This window comes from Stenotrophomonas sp. Steno-C15, assembly GCF_056393265.1.
The window spans coordinates 1-15900 of record NZ_JBWJPF010000015.1; the positions used below are offsets into that span (position 1 = coordinate 1).

Here is a 15900-nt window from a genome sequence, read left to right on the forward strand (position 1 = left end):
GGTCCAGCCCCTTTTCCTTCGCGCACTCCAGGGCAATCTCATACCCGGCATCGGCGTGGCGCATCACGCCGGTGGCCGGGTCGTTCCACAGCACACGACCGATGCGCTTGGCGGCCGCCTCGGTGCCATCGCAGACGATGACCATGCCGGCGTGCTGCGAGAAGCCCATGCCCACGCCGCCGCCGTGGTGCAGCGATACCCAGGTGGCACCGCTGGCGGTGTTGAGCAGCGCGTTCAGCAGCGGCCAGTCGGAGACTGCGTCGGAGCCGTCGGCCATGGCTTCGGTTTCGCGGTTCGGTGAGGCGACGCTGCCGCTGTCCAGGTGGTCGCGGCCGATCACCACCGGCGCCTTCAGCTCACCGTTGGCGACCATTTCGTTGAAGGCCAGCCCCAGCCGATCACGGTCACCCAGGCCCACCCAGCAGATGCGCGCCGGCAGACCCTGGAACTTGATCTTCTCGGCGGCCATGTCCAGCCAGCGGTGCAGGTGCGGGTTGTCCGGAATCAGCTCCTTCACCTTGGCATCGGTCTTGGCGATGTCTTCAGGATCGCCACTCAGCGCGGCCCAGCGGAACGGGCCGATGCCGCGGCAGAACAGCGGACGGATGTAGGCCGGGACGAAGCCGGGGAAATCGAAGGCATTGGCCACGCCTTCTTCCAGCGCCATCTGCCGCAGGTTATTGCCGTAATCGACGGTCGGCACGCCCAGTGCGTGGAAGCCGAGCATGGCGCGGATATGGTTGGCCATCGAGGCGCGCGCGGCCTTTTCCACTTCCTTCGGTGCGGAAACCCGCTTCTCGTCCCATTGTTCGACGGTCCAGCCCTGCGGCAGGTAGCCGTTCACCGGGTCGTGCGCGGAGGTCTGGTCGGTCAGCAGGTCCGGCTTCACGCCGCGCTTGAGCAGTTCGGCGAGCACATCGGCAACGTTGCCGAGCAGGCCCACCGATTTCGGCGTGCCCGCCTTGCAGGCTTCATCGATCAGGCGCAGGGCTTCGTCCAGGTTGTCGGTCCAGGTGTCCAGGTAGCCGGTGCGCAGGCGCATGTCGATGCTGCTCCTGCGGCACTCGACCGCCAGGCAGGACGCACCCGCCATGACTGCCGCCAGCGGCTGCGCGCCGCCCATGCCACCCAGGCCGCCGGTGAACAACCACTTGCCGGTGAGATCGCCGCCGAAGTGCTGGCGGCCCATTTCCACGAACGTCTCGTAGGTGCCCTGCACGATGCCCTGTGCGCCGATGTAGATCCAGCTGCCGGCGGTCATCTGGCCGTACATGGCCAGGCCCTTCTTATCCAGCTCGTTGAAGTGGTCCCAGTTGGCCCAGCGCGGCACCAGGTTGGAGTTGGCGATCAGCACGCGCGGCGCATCGGCATGCGTGCGGAACACGCCCACCGGCTTGCCCGACTGCACCAGCAGGGTCTGGTCATCGTCCAGGCGCTTGAGCGTTTCGACGATGGCATCGAAGCTCTCCCAGTCGCGCGCGGCGCGGCCGATGCCGCCGTACACCACCAGTTCCTGCGGCCGTTCGGCCACGTCCGGATGCAGGTTGTTCATCAGCATGCGCAGCGGTGCTTCGGTCAGCCAGCTCTTGGCGTTGAGCGTGGTGCCGGTCGGTGCGGCAAGGGTGCGGGACGGGTCGTTGCGGGTCATGCGGCGCTCCGGTTCGTAGCAAATTCAAGGCAGGCATTGAGCACCTGCGCCAGGGTGTGGCGCAGCGGTGCGGCGTGGTCGGGGTCGAGCGGGGTGGGCCAGCTGTGCTCGTCCACCTGGTCCGGCAGGGGTTCGTGCATGTAGCCGCGACAGGCCAGCTCCATCTGCAGGCTGTGCACGCCGCCGGCCACGTTGCTGTAGTGGCGGGTGATCCAGCCGCCCTTGAAGCGGCCGTTGCGCACCTGGCTCATGCCGCTGATCTTCAGCAGGTTTTCCACCACGTCGCTCAGTGCGTTGTCGCAGGAGGTATCCGGTGCGCCGGACGGACCGGCGGTGCCGAGATTGAACTGCGGCAGTTCACCGTCGAACAGGTGTGGAATGTGCGAGCGGATCGAGTGCGCGTCATACACCACCACCGTGCCGTGACGTGCGCGCAGCCGCGCGATCTGCGCGGCCAGCGCGTCGTGGTAAGGCGCGAAATAGGTGTCCCGACGGCGCGCGATCTCCGCTTCGTCCGGCTCGCGCCCGGCGTGGTACAGCGGCTGGTTGTCGAAGGTGGTCAGCGGGCACAGGCCGGTGGTGTTCTGGCCCGGGTACAGCGATACCCCGCTGGGATCGCGGTTGAGATCGATCACCGAACGCGAGATCGCCGACCGCACGGTGGTCGCGCCCATGCCGCGTGCGAAGTCGTACAGTTCGTGCACCCACCAGTCGGTATCGCGACGCGCCAGCCACGGCGAGTGATAGTCGCCGATCAGATCGTGCGGCAGTTCGTTGCCGGTATGCGGGAAGCTGACGATCAGCGGAGCATCGCCCTCGTGCACCGTCAGCCAGTCGGGGTGGGCATTCATGCCTGCGGCTCCACGGTCGGCAGGACAGCTTCCAGGCCCCGTGCCAGCGCGCCGCTGCGCACGAGCGAGGTGGCAACCACCATGTCCGGGTGGAAGTAGCGGTCGTCCTGCAGGGTCGGCACCTGCGCGCGCAGGGTGGCGCGCACGTTCTCCAGGGCAGCGCTGGAGCGCAGCGGCGCATGGAAGTCACAGCCCTGTGCGGCGGCCAGCAGTTCGATGCCGATCACATTGGCCGCGTTCTCGGCCATCTGCATCAACCGGCGCGCACCGTGTGCGGCCATGGACACGTGGTCTTCCTGGTTGGCCGAGGTCGGGATCGAATCCACACTGGCCGGATAGGCCCGCTGCTTGTTCTCGGACACCAGCGCGGCGGCGGTCACCTGCGGAATCATGAAGCCGGAATTCAGGCCGGGGCGCGGGGTCAGGAAAGCCGGCAGGCCGGACAGTGCCGGATCCACCAGCATGGCCAGGCGGCGTTCGCTGATCGAACCGATCTCGCACACCGCCATCGCCAGCATGTCGGCCGCGAAGGCCACCGGCTCGGCGTGGAAGTTGCCGCCGGACAGCGCCTCGCCGGTGTCGGTGAACACCAGCGGATTGTCGGACACGCCGTTGGCTTCGATTTCCAGCGTGGTGGCGGCCTGGCGCAGGATGTCCAGTGCCGCACCCATCACCTGCGGCTGGCAGCGCAGGCAATACGGATCCTGCACCCGCACGTCGTTGTCGCGATGCGATTCACGGATGCCCGAGTCCTGCATCAGCGTGCGCAGCGTGGCGGCCGTGGCGATCTGTCCGCGCTGGCCACGAATGGCATGGATGCGCGGATCGAATGGTGTATCCGATCCCTTCGCCGCTTCCACCGACAGTGCGCCGGTGACCAGCGCGGCCTGGAACACGGTCTCGATCTCGAACAGGCCGGCCAGTGCATAGGCGGTGGAGAACTGGGTGCCATTGAGCAGGGCCAGGCCTTCCTTTGCGCCCAGTTCAACCGGCTGCAGGCCGGCCCGCGCCAGTGCGTCCCGGGCCGGTAGCCGCTCATCGCCGATGAAGGCTTCGCCCACGCCCAGCATCACGCTGGCCAGGTGCGAAAGCGGTGCGAGGTCACCCGATGCGCCGACCGAGCCCTGCGCCGGCACCACCGGCAACACGCCCTTGACCAGCATCGCCTCCAGCAGCAGCAGCGTCTCCTCGCACACACCGGAAGCCCCCTGGGCCAGGCTGACCAGCTTCAGCGCCATCATCAGCCGCACCACGCTGGCGGGCATCGGCTCACCCACGCCTGCGGCGTGCGACAGCACGATGTTCCGCTGCAGCGTGGCCAGGTCTTCGCGCTCGATGCGCACGCTGGCCAGCTTGCCGAAGCCGGTATTGATGCCGTACACCGGCGCACCCTTGGCGACGATGGCCGCCACGGCGGCGGCACTGGCGCGTACCACCGGCAGCGCCGCCGGATCCAGCGCAAGCGGCGCACCGCGATAGACCTGTCGCCACTGGGCGAGGGTGACATGGCCGGGGCGAAGAACCAGGGTGTTGCTCATGTGTTGCTCCAGGAGGCAGGCAGGTCGGGCTGACCGCGCACCACGCGCGCGTGCAGCGGGTTGAATCCAATGCGGTAGACCAGGTCGGCGGGCGCGTCGATGTCCCAGATCGCCAGGTCGCAGTCCATGCCCACGGCCAGGCGGCCGATGCGGTCGCCATGGCCCAGCGCACGCGCTGCTTCGCGGGTGAAGCCGGCGATGCACTCTTCCACCGTCAGGCGGAACAGGGTCGCGCCCATGTTCATCGCCAGCAGCGGGCTGGTCAGCGGCGAGGTGCCCGGGTTGCTGTCGGTGGCCAGTGCCAGCGGCACACCCGCTGCACGCAGCGCGGCAATCGGCGGCGGGGTGGTATCGCGGGTGAAATAGAACGCGCCCGGCAGCAGCACGGCAACGGTGCCGGCCGCCGCCATCGCGGCGATGCCGGCGTCATCCAGATGTTCGATGTGATCGGCCGACAGCGCGCCGAAGCCGGCGGCAAGCTCTGCCCCGTGCTGGTTGCTCAACTGCTCGGCATGGATCTTCACCGCCAGTCCGTTCGCGCGTGCGGCGTCGAACACCTGCCGCGCCTGCGCAGGGGAGAAGGCGATGTTCTCGCAGAACACGTCCACGGCTTCGGCCAGGCCCTCGGCCGCGATGGCCGGAATCATCACGTCGCAGACCTCGTCGATGTACTCCTGCGCCTGGCGGCCCGGGGGAACCGCATGGGCACCCAGGAAGGTCGGCACCACATTCACCCGGCATTCCTCGCCCAGCGCGCGTGCGACCTGCAGCTGCTTGCGCTCGTCGTCCAGGGTCAGGCCGTAGCCGGACTTGATCTCGATCGTGGTCACGCCCTCGGCGCGCATCGCCAGCAGGCGAGGACGGCTCTCGGCGGCAAGCTGGGCTGGCGTCGCGGCGCGGGTGGCGCGCACGGTGGAGACAATGCCGCCGCCCGCGCGGGCGATGTCGGCATAGCTCACACCCTGCAGGCGCTGCTCGAATTCGTTGGCGCGGTTGCCGGCGTAGACCAGGTGGGTGTGGCAGTCGATCAGGCCGGGCGAGACCCAGCGGCCTTCGCCGTCGATGCGGGTGGTCGGCTGCAGATGGGCATCGCTGCCGGCTGGGCCGACGTGGACGATGCGGCCGCCCGCGCAGGCCAGCACGCCGTCACGGAGGACACCCAGGCCCTCACCGTCGAGGGTGATCAGATGGACGTTGGACCAGAGGATATCGACATGCATGGCATCCACACTGCGGCTGTGCTTATATGTCTATACAATATAGGTGTCCATTTCGGGTTGTCCAGCCATGTCCGATTCGCGTTCCCCGTCCTGTTTCCATGCCGCCCACGCGCTGCTCGCCGATGGCTGGGCCCGCGATGTCCGCCTGCAGGTGCAGGCGGGGCGCATCGCCGCGATCGATGTGGGGCAGCCCGCGCAGGATGGGGATGCCCGGGTCGGCATCCTGGTGCCGGGCCTGCCGAACCTGCACAGCCATGCGTTCCAGCGCGGCATGGCCGGCCTGACCGAGATCGGGGGCGGCGACGGCGACAGTTTCTGGAGCTGGCGCGAACTGATGTACCGCTTCCTTGCCCGCCTGCGCCCGGACGCAGTGCAGGCCATCGCTGCCCAGGCATACATGGAGATGCTGGAAAGCGGCTTCACCCGTGTCGGCGAGTTCCATTACCTGCACCACGATGCGGAGGGGCGGCCCTACGCCGACCGGGCCGAGATGAGTGCACGTATTGCCGCAGCCGCGGCACAGACCGGCATCGGCCTGACCCTGCTGCCGGTGTTCTATGCCCACGCCGATTTCGGTGGTGCGGCACCGAACCCGGCCCAGCGTCGGCTGATTCACGACGTGGACGGTTTTGCGCGGCTGCTGGAGGGTGCCCGTGCTGCGCTGGCCGCGTTGCCCGATGCGGTGCTGGGCATCGCCCCGCACAGTCTGCGGGCCGTCACCGGCGATGAACTGGCAGCACTGCTGCCGTTGAACGAGGGCCCGGTGCACATCCACATCGCCGAGCAGGTGCGCGAAGTCGACGCCTGCCTGGCGTGGAGTGGACAGCGTCCCGTGCAGTGGCTGTACGCGCACGCCGAGGTGGACGCGCGCTGGTGCCTGGTGCACGCCACCCACATATCCGATGACGAGCGCGCCTCCATCGTCGCCAGCCGGGCCGTCGCCGGCCTGTGCCCGATCACCGAAGCCAATCTGGGCGATGGCCTGTTCCCGATGCAGGCGTTCGCACGCGAAGGCGGGCGCTTCGGCGTGGGGTCCGATTCCAACGTGCTGATCGATGCGGCCGAGGAACTGCGCCTGCTCGAATACGGCCAACGCCTGGCGCTGCGCGGGCGCAACGTGCTGGCTGCCGATGCCAGCCGCAGCAGCGGCAGATTCCTGTTCGAGGGCGCGCTGCACGGCGGCGCACAGGCGTTGGGCGTGGCCGCAGGTCTGCAGGTCGGGGCCAGTGCCGACCTGCTCGAACTGGACGCCGCACACCCCGCGCTGCAGGCGCGACGGGATGACGCATGGCTTGACAGCTGGGTGTTCGCCGCACGTAATGGCGCGCTGCGATCGGTCTGGCGCCATGGCCGCCAATGCGTGGCCGAAGGCCGCCACCTCCAGCGCGAGGCGATCACCACCGCCTTCGCTACCGCCCTGCGCGGCGTGCTGGGCTGATCGCTTCCCGCCACCGAGACCTGTCACGTGAAGGCCAGCAAGTCCGCCACGCTCAACCAGCGCATCCGCAGCGACCTGGAAAGCCGCATTCTCAGCGGAGAGTGGGCGCCGGGTTTCCGCATCCCCTATGAGCACGAACTGATGGAGCAGTACGGCTGCTCGCGGATGACCGTCAACAAGGTGCTGACCGCGCTGGCCGAGAGCGGCATGATCGAGCGTCGCCGCCGGGCCGGTTCGTTCGTCGCCCGGCAGCCACCGCATCTGGAACAGGTGGCGCTGGAGATTCCGGACATCGCGATGGAGGTCGGCTCGCGTGGCCACCAGTACGGGTACCGGCTGCTGCAGCGCGAGCTGCGCCTGGCCGACGCCGGCAATGCCGGTGAAGTGGAGCTGGCCGGCAGTGAAATGCTGCTGGCGATGCGCTGCCTGCATCTTGCCGACGGCCGCCCGCTGGCGCTGGAGCACCGGTTGATCAGCCCGGTGGGTGTACCGGAGGTGCTGGAGGTGGACTTCAGCACCACCGCGCCGGGCAGCTGGCTGCTGCAGAACGTGTCCTGGACCCGGGCGCAGCACCGCATCAGCGCGTGGGGTGCGGACACGGCGTCTGCCCGCCTGCTGGACGTGAAGCCGGGCACCGCCTGCCTGGTGATCGAACGCCTGACCTGGCGGGGCGAACAGCCCATCACCCGCGTGCGCCAGGTGTTCCTCGGCGATGCCTGGGATCTGGTGGCCCGCTTCGCGCCCGGCGCGCGCTAGAGCGCACGCTTCCGCGCGTTCAGATCAATACGTCGCGCACTGCCGCCAGCGCACCGGCTCATCCACGCCGGGGCGGGCATTGAGCTGCACGCGCACCGTGCGCAGCGCGGGGTAGCGCAGGACCTGCGTGCAGACGCGCGGCCATACATCGTCAAGTTCGCCGGTGCGGTTGATCGCCAGGGTCTGCCGGGTCAGCCAGACGCCGCTGGCAATGCCGGGCTGTCCAGCCAGCGCCCGGGCCAGATCCGCCTGGTAGCGGTCAAGGGTCGCCATATCCGGGTTGGGATCGCTGTGGCCATCGTCCGCCGGCGTGGAAACGGCAGCAGCAGGCGCCGCCGCTGCCGGTGCGGGCGCCTGGGAGACAGCGGCAGGCGCCGCGGCGGCGATGTCGGCGGAGGCAGGGGCGGTCACCGCCTGCGGCGCCGGTGACGCCACGTGCAGGCCCTGCAGGCCGAGGCCGACCAGCAGGCCGACGGTTACCGAGGCCAACGCGGCAATGGCGATGCGACGCAGGGCCTCGTGGCGCGCAGTGGCGCGCACGCGCGCATCGATGTCGGCCGGCAGATAGGGCTGCAGCAATGGCCACAGGCGCGGGCCGTCCAACACCTCCACGGCCTGCAGCTCGGCGGCACTGCGGCCATCGCGCTGGATCCGGCCTTCGGTGATCAGCACGCCGCCCTTGGCCCCGGCCAGCCGCGCTGCCGCGCCCAGTTCGTTCACCGCAGCGGTACCGATGCGATAGGCCAGGCCATGCTTGCAGGACACCCGCCAGGTATTGGGGCCATCGCTGAGCAGGAAATCGCTGCTGGGCTCGCGGGCATCCTCGGCAGGAACCTCCAGTTCGCGCAGGCCGCGCTGCTCGCGCAGCATCCGCTTGACCAGCGCGGAGAACTCCCGCCAGTGCATGCCGGCCAAGGCCTGCAGGCCCAGTTGCATCTCCTTCTGCCGCCGCTTGATCCACCACAGGTGAACGACGGCCAGGGAACAGATAAGCAGGGCCGACAGCAGGGCCAGAATCCAGGGAAGCATGCAGGGAGAGCGCGGAAGGGGCGAAAACGGAAGCAGACAGTGTAAAGCGCGCACTGCCTGGCAGGGTCAGGACGTTCCCCACAGCAAGCGTGATGGAACGCTCAGATCGGCGTTCCGCAGGCACGAAAAACCCGCCAATCCTGAAGCCGCGAGGGGAGGGAACAAACGGCAGGCGAAGCGATTGGCGGGTTGCTCGCGATTGTCAGGCAAATTTTATTGCATTGCAACAATCCATCGTCAGGGCACGCTGCCCGGCGACTGGTGGCTGCCCGGGGCCGGCGCATCGCTGCCCGAGGCCGCCCGCGTCTCCAGCTTGGCCAGGCGCGCATGCAGGGCGTCCAGGCGTGCCTCCAGCGCGGTGAGCTCGTCGGCGGTGGGCACATGCAGGCGCTTGAGCACGCCCTGCACCTGGTCGTCGAAGGCCTTTTCGACCTTGTTCCAGGTGCCCGAGGCCTTCTCGCGCGCCTCATCCAGCGAGGACTCGACGTTGTCGCGCCATCCCGGGCCCTGCTCGCTGGCGCGCTCACGGCGGCGGGCCTCCCAGGCCTCGCCTTCCTTCACCAGCCCATCGAAGAAACGGCTGCCTTCGGCCTGTGCCCGGCCCAGCGCACCCAGTCCGGCCAGCCAGACCTGCTGGGCCGAATCGCTCAGCTTGCGTGAGAAGCGTCCGGCCTGTTCACCAAAGGTGGCGTCGTCGTCGCGGCGGTCGTCGTTTTCGTAGCGGTTCATCGCACTTCCCGTGGGAGTTGGACCTGCCCCGAGAGTAGCGCGCGCCGCCGTTGCAGGGCCGTGACGGCCGCTGTCGTGGTTCAGCCCAGCTTTTCCTTCAGCACGCGCTGGATTTCGCTTTCGACCATGCCTTTCATTGCCGACAGCAGGAAGCCGAGCTTGGCGGTCACCCGCACGGCGCCCGGCTGCAGCTCGATCGCGCCGTCCACGCCGCTGCCGGAGAAATTCAGCACATCGGCGCTCCACGAGGACTTCAGGCCAAAGCGCTCGGCCAGCTTGGCGGCAACCTGTTCGATCGCCTCGCGCGCCTGTGCGTCGGGCAGGGCGTGGGCGTGGCGGACATCGATGGTGGACATGCAGGCTCCTGGCGCAGGGCGGGGTGATCAGAGAGGGCGAGCATTGTGCGCATCGATCGCGTCCGCGCCAAGCGCTCATCCGGGGTTCTTCTTCGATGCCGGCCAACCTGCTAGGCTGCGCCGCGTGCAGAACCTGCTTGTTCACTTCAGTCAACAACAACAGCCCGACCAGCCGCTGCGGCCCGGGGTGCAACGCATCGTGCGCCATGCCAACGGCAGCGTGCGGCTGGGCGAAGCAGGCAACGGCGCGTTGCTGCTGGCGCAGTTCTGCATGGATGATCGCGGCCTCTGGCTCCAGGTCGGCAACGGCATCCGCGGCATCCATGTCAACGGCCGTCCGGTACGGCGCATGGCGCTGCTGCGCGCCGGCGATGCAGTGTATGTCGATGGCGTGGAAATGGTCCTGCGGGGCGAAGCCGAGAGCCTGCTGCAGGCGCCGTCACCGGACGGCGAAGATGCCGGCGACGAGCAGCGCCTGCTGCGGGGCGTCGGTGGCCTGCACCATGGCCGCAGTTTCACCTTGTCGCGCGCCCGCGTGATCGGCCGCGGCACCGAGGCCGACATCGCCATCGACGATCCGGCGTTCGCCGAACAGCACGCACGCGTGGAAGTGCACGGCGATCGCGTCCTGCTGCGTGACCTGGGCAGCGCCGATGGCACCTGCGTCAACGGCGTGGCCGTGCGCCACTGCTGGCTGCAGCCGGGCGACCAGGTGGTATTCGATGGCCAGCACCGTTTCGTGCTGGAAGTGCCGCGTGATCCGCGCCGGCGGCCGCTGGCGGCCGAGGATGAGTCCAGCCACGAGGCCGAACGGGCGCCTGCCGAGCCCCTTCCTCCGCGCCGGGTCCGCCGCTGGCCGTGGCTGCTGGTCAGCGCACTGCTGCTGGCTGCGCTGCTCAGCCTGCTGCTCTGGTTCGGCGCGCGCTGAGCCTGTCGTCTCCGTGCTTCGGGCAGGCGCCGGCCCAGGTCGGCGACTGCCGGCGCAGTGCCGCGGGCGATGGATTCCGATGAAACCAAATTTCCCTTGCCGCGCAAGGCCGCAAGGCTGGTGCACTGCGGCATACTAGGGATCTTGCCCCACAGGTGTGACATGACGCGCGCGTTCAACTTCAGTGCCGGCCCTGCAACCTTGCCGGAATCGGTCCTGCGCCAGGCGCAGGCGGAAATGCTGGACTGGCACGGTACCGGCGCCTCGATCGTGGAAATGAGCCATCGCGGTGCGGAATTCATGTCCGTCGCCGCCGAGGCCGAGGCGGACCTGCGCCGCCTGCTCGACATTCCCGAGGACTACGCCGTGCTGTTCCTGTCAGGCGGCGCCACCACCCAGCAGGCGTTGATCCCGCTGAATTTCGCAAGCCCCGGCCAGCGTGCCGACTACGTGGTCAGCGGCCACTGGGGCAGGACGGCGGTCAAGCAGGCCGGCCCCTATGTGGACGTCAACATCGCTGGCAGCAGCGAGGACGGGGGCTACCGCGAGCTGCCCGCGCGCAGCAGCTGGCAGCTTTCGCCCGATGCGGCCTATGTGCACATCACCGCCAACGAGACCATCCACGGCGTCGAGTTCCGTGACGTGCCCGATACCGGCGATGTGCCGCTGGTGGCCGATTTCAGTTCGTCCATCGCCAGCGAACCGCTGGATGTGCGCCGCTACGGCGTCATCTACGCGGGCGCGCAGAAGAACCTGGGCCCGGTCGGCATCGCGGTGATGATCATCCGTCGCGACCTGCTGGAGCGCAGTGGCCAGCCGCGCGCGGACATCTTCGACTACCGCTCGCACGTGGCGCGCGACTCGATGCTCAACACCCCGCCCACCTGGAACTGGTACCTGGCGGGGCTGGTGTTCAAGTGGATGCTGGCCGAAGGCGGCGTGGCCGAGTTCGCCCGGCGCAATGCGGCCAAGGCCGCGCTGGTGTACGGCGCCATCGATGCGTCCGGCGGCTTCTATCGCAATGAAGTCGCGCACGCGGCGCGTTCGCGGATGAACATCCCGTTCTTCCTGCCCAACGCCGACCTCGATGCGCGTTTCGTCGCAGAGGCCAAGGCCGCCGGCCTGCTGGCGCTGAAGGGTCACAAGGTGGTCGGCGGCATCCGTGCTTCGCTGTACAACGCCATGCCGCTGGCGGGTGCGGAGGCGCTGGTCGCCTTCATGGCCGACTTCCAGCAGCGCTACGGCTGAGCAATGAACGGCGCGCACCGTCGGGTGCGTGCCCACGCAACAGGGAATTCCGATGGCAAGCAAATCCAGCAAGAAGGCGCCGAAGCAGGCCGCACCGGCCAAGGACAGCGCTGCGTCCAAGGGCACGTCCAAGGCCAGGGCTGCATCGACGCCGGCCCCCACCCAGGCGCCGCTGGCACTGGCCGACGTGCGTTCGAAGATCGACCAGATCGACCGCGACATCCAGCGCCTGATCGCCGAGCGCGCGCAGTTCGCCCACCAGGTCGGCAAGGCCAAGGGCAAGCTTGCCGCCGCCGTCGATTACTACCGCCCCGAGCGTGAAGCACAGGTGCTGCGCATGGTGGTGGACCGCAACGAAGGCCCGCTCAGCGATGAAGTGCTGGTGCACGTCTATCGCGAGATCATGTCGGCCTGCCTGGCCCAGCAGGAGCCATTGAAGATCGGCTACCTCGGCCCGGAAGGCACCTTCAGCCAGCAGGCCGTGCTCAAGCATTTCGGTCGCTCGGCGCTGGGCCTGCCGTTGGCCAGCATCGAAGAAGTCTTCCAGGAAGTGGAAGCGGGCAACGCCGATTTCGGCGTGGTGCCGGTGGAGAACTCGGGGCAGGGCACCATCCAGATCACCCTGGACATGTTCCTGACCTCCAACCTGAAGATCTGCGGCGAAGTGGAACTGCGCGTGCAGCAGTACCTGATGTCGCGCAGCGGCCGCATCGAGGACATCGAACGCGTCTACGGCCACCCGCAGTCGTTCATGCAGACCTCGGCGTGGATGCGCGCCAACCTGCCCAAGGCCGAGAAGATTCCGGTCTCCAGCAACGCCGAAGGCGCACGCCGCGCGCGCAACGCCGACGATGCGGCGGCCATCGGTGGCGAAAGTGCCGGCCACGTGTACGGCCTGAAGAAGGTGGTGACCAAGCCGATCCAGAACGATGCCGACAACACCACCCGTTTCCTGGTGGTGGGCCGCAACATCTTCCCGACCTCCGGCCATGACCGTACCTCGGTGCTGGTCTTCATCCATGACAAGCCGGGTGCGCTGTTCGACGTGCTCAGTCCGTTCGCACGCCACGGCATCAGCATGAACCGCATCGAGTCGCGGCCTTCGCACCACGGCAAGTGGGAGTACGGCTTCTTCATCGACCTGGCCGGCCACATCGACGACGCGCCGATGCAGGCCGCGCTGGCCGAACTGGAAGCACACTCAGCGCAGATCAAGGTCCTCGGCTCCTATCCGGTGGCCGTGCCCTGATGCCTGCCGCGGTGGCCGCGGCCACCGACCCTTGATGCACCGCCGGCCCGCCGGCGTCTACGGAATGATCGAACGATGAGCAACGCGCAACACTGGATCGCCCGCAAGGGCCAGCCGCTGCAGGGCAGCCTCACCATTCCCGGCGACAAGTCGGTTTCGCACCGTTCGGTGATGTTTGCCGCGCTGGCTGACGGCACCTCTCACATCGAGGGTTTCCTGGAAGGCGAAGACACCCGCGCCACCGCGCGCATCTTCAGCCAGCTGGGCGTGCGCATCGAAACCCCCAGCCCGTCGCAGCGCATCGTCCACGGCGTCGGCATCGATGGCCTGCAGGCGCCCAGCGCAGCGCTGGACTGCGGCAACGCCGGCACCGGCATGCGCCTGCTGGCGGGCCTGCTGGCCGGGCAGTCGTTCGACTGCACCCTGATCGGCGACGAATCGCTGTCCGGCCGGCCGATGCGCCGTGTCACCGGCCCGCTGTCGCAGATGGGCGCGAAGATCGATACCCAGGACGATGGCACGCCGCCGCTGCACGTGCACGGCGGCCAGACACTGCACGGCATCGCGTTCACCTCGCCGGTGGCCAGCGCGCAGATCAAGTCGGCCGTGCTGCTGGCGGGCCTGTACGCACAGGGCGAAACCAGCGTCGTCGAGCCGCACCCCACCCGCGACTACACCGAGCGCATGCTGTCCGCGTTCGGCGTGCAGATCGAGTTCTCGCCGGGCAAGGCGCGCCTGCACGGTGGCCAGCGCCTGCGTGCCACCAACATCGCGGTGCCTGCCGATTTTTCCTCGGCAGCGTTCTTCCTGGTGGCCGCCAGCATCATTCCCGGCTCCGAGCTCCGCCTGAAGCAGGTGGGCCTAAACCCGCGTCGCACCGGCCTGCTGCATGCACTGCGGCTGATGGGGGCGGACATCACCGAAGAAAATCCAGCCGAGCAGGGCGGCGAGCCGGTCGCTGACCTGGTGGTGCGCTACGCGCCGCTGAAGGGCGCGCGCATTCCCGAAGCGCTGGTGCCGGACATGATCGATGAATTCCCGGCCCTGTTCGTCGCCGCCGCCGCCGCCGAAGGCCAGACCGTGGTGAGCGGCGCAGCAGAGCTGCGGGTGAAGGAATCGGATCGCCTGGCAGCGATGGCCACCGGCCTGCGCGCGCTGGGCATGCAGGTGGATGAAACCGAAGACGGCGCGACCCTGCATGGCGGCACGCGTCTGGGCAGCGGCACCATCGAAAGCCACGGCGACCATCGCATCGCCATGGCCTTTGCCATTGCCGGCCAAATCAGCGACGGCGAAGTACGGATCAACGACATCGCCAACGTGGCCACCTCGTTCCCCGACTTCGACGGCCTGGCACGCAGCGCCGGATTCAATCTCTCAGATCATCGGTAGCGCCGGGCCATGCCTGGCCAGGCCCGCCGAATCGGTAGCGCCGGGCCATGCCCGGCGGATCGCATTGCGCGGTAGGTGCCAACCTTGGTTGGCACGCTTTTCCGCATAAAATGACGGAGGCCGAAGCCTCCGTCGAACATCACGAACCCCTCGTCCGCGATCAACGCTGCTCGGTACGGAAATCCACTGGGACCCGCACCACACTGGCCACAGCACGGCCATCCTGCATGGCCGGCTGGAACTTCCAGTTCTGGACCGTGCGCAGGACCGCACGATCCAGGTCACGGCTGCGTTCGCCACTGCGCGACACGATCGCGGCATTGGTGACGTTGCCGCGGGTATCCACATCAAGGCTGGCGATCACGCTGCCCTGCACACCGTTACGAAGCGCAGCTGCCGGATAGTCCGGCTTGCTGTTGCTGGCGAGCGGGCGCGCCTCGCGGTTGCGCACCGCCGGCACTGTCTTGCGCTCGCTCGTGGCCGGCGTGGCCTGTCGTGCGGCAGGCGGTGCCGTTTCGGCAACAGGCGTCTGTTCGGTGGCTGGCAGCATGCGCTCGCCGACCGGTGCAGGCGCCACCTCATCCGGTCCGGAATAGCGCAGCCAGAGCAGCGCGGCCGCGAACATCGCCACGATCAGCGCGACCCACAGCCAGGGCGATGTGGCCCGGCGCGGCGTACCGTCCTGCTGCATCTGCGGCGAATGAAGGTCTTCATGGGTGGTGACAGTCATCGCAAACTCCTTACGTCGGTTGACGACGTGCCGAGTGTTGCCCGAGGCCACGAAGAAAAGTGTCAGTGTTGCGTCAACGCAACCGGGAGGGTTCAGTTTGCCTTCCGGTATGCGTTCAGTTACTGCGTCTTGAAGTCGAACGGCACTTCAATGGTGCCCGGCACCGCCTGCCCGTTGCTCTGCGCCGGGGTGAAGCGCCAGCGGCGCACCGCGTCGGTCGCTGCGCGGTCCAGGTCACGCGAGCCGCTGCGCTGGATGACGGTGACGTTGTTCGGATAGCCCGTAGCGTCCACCTCTACCCGCACCACCACACTGCCGGTTTCGCCGGCACGCAGTGCGGCGGCTGGATAGGCCGGCGGCGGCGATTGGCCCGCGATCGGCATGGGCTGGCTGCCGCCACCGGCGGCCGGCACGGTGCCGGGCGCAGCGGGTGCCGGTTCAGCCATTGCAGGCGGCGGGGGCGGAGCGGTTTCCACCAGCTTCGGGGCGTCTTCCGGTGCCGGCGCCGGCTTGGCGTCGGGCATGTCGCTGGACCCGGCTGCCGCCGGCAGGGGTTCCGGCAGAGGCTCCACCTGGGCGGTTTCCTGCGGCGTCTGTGCCGCAGGGTCGGCGCGGAAGAATTCCTTGTCGCGGCCGGTCAGCCAGACCACCACGAACAGCAGCACCCCCACGCCGAAAGCGATGCCGGCGATCTTCAGGGCGTTGCGCGGAATATGCACAGTGAACGACTTGGCGGACGACGAGCGGGGTGCAGACATGGACCGGACCAGTACGGAATAGCCCGATTC

The 15900-nt window shown here is 68.4% G+C and carries 15 protein-coding genes; 6 read left to right on the forward strand and 9 right to left on the reverse strand.

What is annotated here, in order from left to right; genetic code table 11:
* From hutU to hutI, 4 genes are all read right to left on the reverse strand, one after another.
* Nucleotides 1-1648 (reverse strand): urocanate hydratase (gene hutU / locus AC06FB_RS12350; protein ID WP_478053745.1); only part of this gene is annotated, 1648 nt, incomplete at its 3' end.
* Nucleotides 1645-2499 carry an N-formylglutamate deformylase gene (hutG, locus tag AC06FB_RS12355; protein WP_478053746.1) on the reverse strand — a complete coding sequence of 285 codons (855 nt, stop codon included), beginning with the start codon at nucleotides 2497-2499 and terminating at the stop codon, nucleotides 1645-1647. The genes hutG and hutU, both read right to left, overlap by 4 nt.
* A complete protein-coding gene (hutH, locus tag AC06FB_RS12360) occupies nucleotides 2496-4037 on the reverse strand; it encodes a histidine ammonia-lyase (protein WP_478053747.1) in 1542 nt (513 codons plus the stop codon). Before hutH ends, hutG begins: the two co-directional genes overlap by 4 nt.
* Nucleotides 4034-5257, reverse strand: a complete 1224-nt coding sequence (hutI, locus tag AC06FB_RS12365; RefSeq protein ID WP_478053748.1) for an imidazolonepropionase — start codon at nucleotides 5255-5257, stop codon at nucleotides 4034-4036. The genes hutH and hutI overlap by 4 nt, the downstream gene beginning before the upstream one ends.
* A gap of 67 nt (nucleotides 5258-5324) precedes the next feature.
* On the opposite strand from hutI, the gene AC06FB_RS12370 reads away from it, so the two are divergent.
* Together AC06FB_RS12370 and hutC are read left to right on the forward strand one after the other, a co-directional pair.
* Nucleotides 5325-6695, forward strand: a complete 1371-nt coding sequence (locus AC06FB_RS12370; protein WP_065176026.1) for a formimidoylglutamate deiminase — start codon at nucleotides 5325-5327, stop codon at nucleotides 6693-6695.
* Between the two features lie 27 nt (nucleotides 6696-6722).
* Nucleotides 6723-7451: a histidine utilization repressor gene (gene hutC, locus AC06FB_RS12375; RefSeq protein ID WP_053515504.1), complete on the forward strand. Its 729-nt coding sequence runs from the start codon at nucleotides 6723-6725 to the stop codon at nucleotides 7449-7451.
* 24 nt (nucleotides 7452-7475) lie between these two features.
* On the opposite strand, the gene AC06FB_RS12380 is transcribed toward hutC, so the two are convergent.
* The 3 genes from AC06FB_RS12380 to AC06FB_RS12390 form a co-directional block, all read right to left on the reverse strand.
* Nucleotides 7476-8480, reverse strand: coding sequence for a restriction endonuclease (locus AC06FB_RS12380; RefSeq protein ID WP_476341118.1), 1005 nt, complete (start codon nucleotides 8478-8480; stop codon nucleotides 7476-7478).
* Nucleotides 8481-8717: 237 nt separating this feature from the next.
* Entirely contained in the window at nucleotides 8718-9209 is a 492-nt protein-coding gene (locus tag AC06FB_RS12385; protein ID WP_053515508.1) for a phasin family protein, read from the reverse strand.
* Between the two features lie 80 nt (nucleotides 9210-9289).
* The gene (locus AC06FB_RS12390; protein WP_053515509.1) at nucleotides 9290-9565 is read right to left on the reverse strand and encodes a polyhydroxyalkanoic acid system family protein; all 276 of its coding nucleotides are present in this window, start codon (nucleotides 9563-9565) and stop codon (nucleotides 9290-9292) included.
* Nucleotides 9566-9689: 124 nt separating this feature from the next.
* Between AC06FB_RS12390 and AC06FB_RS12395 the strand changes: the two genes are divergently transcribed.
* From AC06FB_RS12395 to aroA, 4 genes are all read left to right on the forward strand, one after another.
* Nucleotides 9690-10493 (forward strand): FHA domain-containing protein, encoded by an 804-nt coding sequence (locus AC06FB_RS12395; RefSeq protein WP_065176024.1) that lies wholly within the window; start codon nucleotides 9690-9692, stop codon nucleotides 10491-10493.
* Nucleotides 10494-10655: 162 nt separating this feature from the next.
* Entirely contained in the window at nucleotides 10656-11741 is a 1086-nt protein-coding gene (serC, locus tag AC06FB_RS12400; protein ID WP_053515512.1) for a 3-phosphoserine/phosphohydroxythreonine transaminase, read from the forward strand.
* Between the two features lie 52 nt (nucleotides 11742-11793).
* Nucleotides 11794-12990 (forward strand): prephenate dehydratase, encoded by a 1197-nt coding sequence (pheA, locus tag AC06FB_RS12405; RefSeq protein WP_053515513.1) that lies wholly within the window; start codon nucleotides 11794-11796, stop codon nucleotides 12988-12990.
* A 75-nt stretch (nucleotides 12991-13065) separates the two neighbouring features.
* A complete protein-coding gene (gene aroA / locus AC06FB_RS12410) occupies nucleotides 13066-14382 on the forward strand; it encodes a 3-phosphoshikimate 1-carboxyvinyltransferase (RefSeq protein WP_197601022.1) in 1317 nt (438 codons plus the stop codon).
* Between the two features lie 160 nt (nucleotides 14383-14542).
* Here aroA and AC06FB_RS12415 read toward each other — a convergent pair whose 3' ends face one another.
* Both AC06FB_RS12415 and AC06FB_RS12420 read right to left on the reverse strand, forming a co-directional pair.
* Entirely contained in the window at nucleotides 14543-15112 is a 570-nt protein-coding gene (locus AC06FB_RS12415; RefSeq protein ID WP_197571562.1) for an energy transducer TonB, read from the reverse strand.
* Between the two features lie 119 nt (nucleotides 15113-15231).
* Entirely contained in the window at nucleotides 15232-15870 is a 639-nt protein-coding gene (locus AC06FB_RS12420) for an energy transducer TonB (RefSeq protein ID WP_180876858.1), read from the reverse strand.
* Between the last annotated feature and the right edge of the window lie 30 nt (nucleotides 15871-15900).

Excerpts from the sequence above, each read along its gene's own strand:
- pheA (WP_053515513.1), top strand. The coding sequence starts at position 11,794 with ATGGCAAGCAAATCCAGCAAGAAGGCGCCGAAGCAGGCCGCACCGGCC.
- AC06FB_RS12385 (WP_053515508.1), bottom strand. The coding sequence starts at position 9,209 with ATGAACCGCTACGAAAACGACGACCGCCGCGACGACGACGCCACCTTT.
- AC06FB_RS12380 (WP_476341118.1), bottom strand. The coding sequence starts at position 8,480 with ATGCTTCCCTGGATTCTGGCCCTGCTGTCGGCCCTGCTTATCTGTTCC.
- hutH (WP_478053747.1), bottom strand. The coding sequence starts at position 4,037 with ATGAGCAACACCCTGGTTCTTCGCCCCGGCCATGTCACCCTCGCCCAG.
- AC06FB_RS12415 (WP_197571562.1), bottom strand. The coding sequence starts at position 15,112 with ATGACTGTCACCACCCATGAAGACCTTCATTCGCCGCAGATGCAGCAG.
- AC06FB_RS12370 (WP_065176026.1), top strand. The coding sequence starts at position 5,325 with ATGTCCGATTCGCGTTCCCCGTCCTGTTTCCATGCCGCCCACGCGCTG.
- hutI (WP_478053748.1), bottom strand. The coding sequence starts at position 5,257 with ATGCATGTCGATATCCTCTGGTCCAACGTCCATCTGATCACCCTCGAC.
- hutG (WP_478053746.1), bottom strand. The coding sequence starts at position 2,499 with ATGAATGCCCACCCCGACTGGCTGACGGTGCACGAGGGCGATGCTCCG.
- aroA (WP_197601022.1), top strand. The coding sequence starts at position 13,066 with ATGAGCAACGCGCAACACTGGATCGCCCGCAAGGGCCAGCCGCTGCAG.
- AC06FB_RS12390 (WP_053515509.1), bottom strand. The coding sequence starts at position 9,565 with ATGTCCACCATCGATGTCCGCCACGCCCACGCCCTGCCCGACGCACAG.
- AC06FB_RS12420 (WP_180876858.1), bottom strand. The coding sequence starts at position 15,870 with ATGTCTGCACCCCGCTCGTCGTCCGCCAAGTCGTTCACTGTGCATATT.
- serC (WP_053515512.1), top strand. The coding sequence starts at position 10,656 with ATGACGCGCGCGTTCAACTTCAGTGCCGGCCCTGCAACCTTGCCGGAA.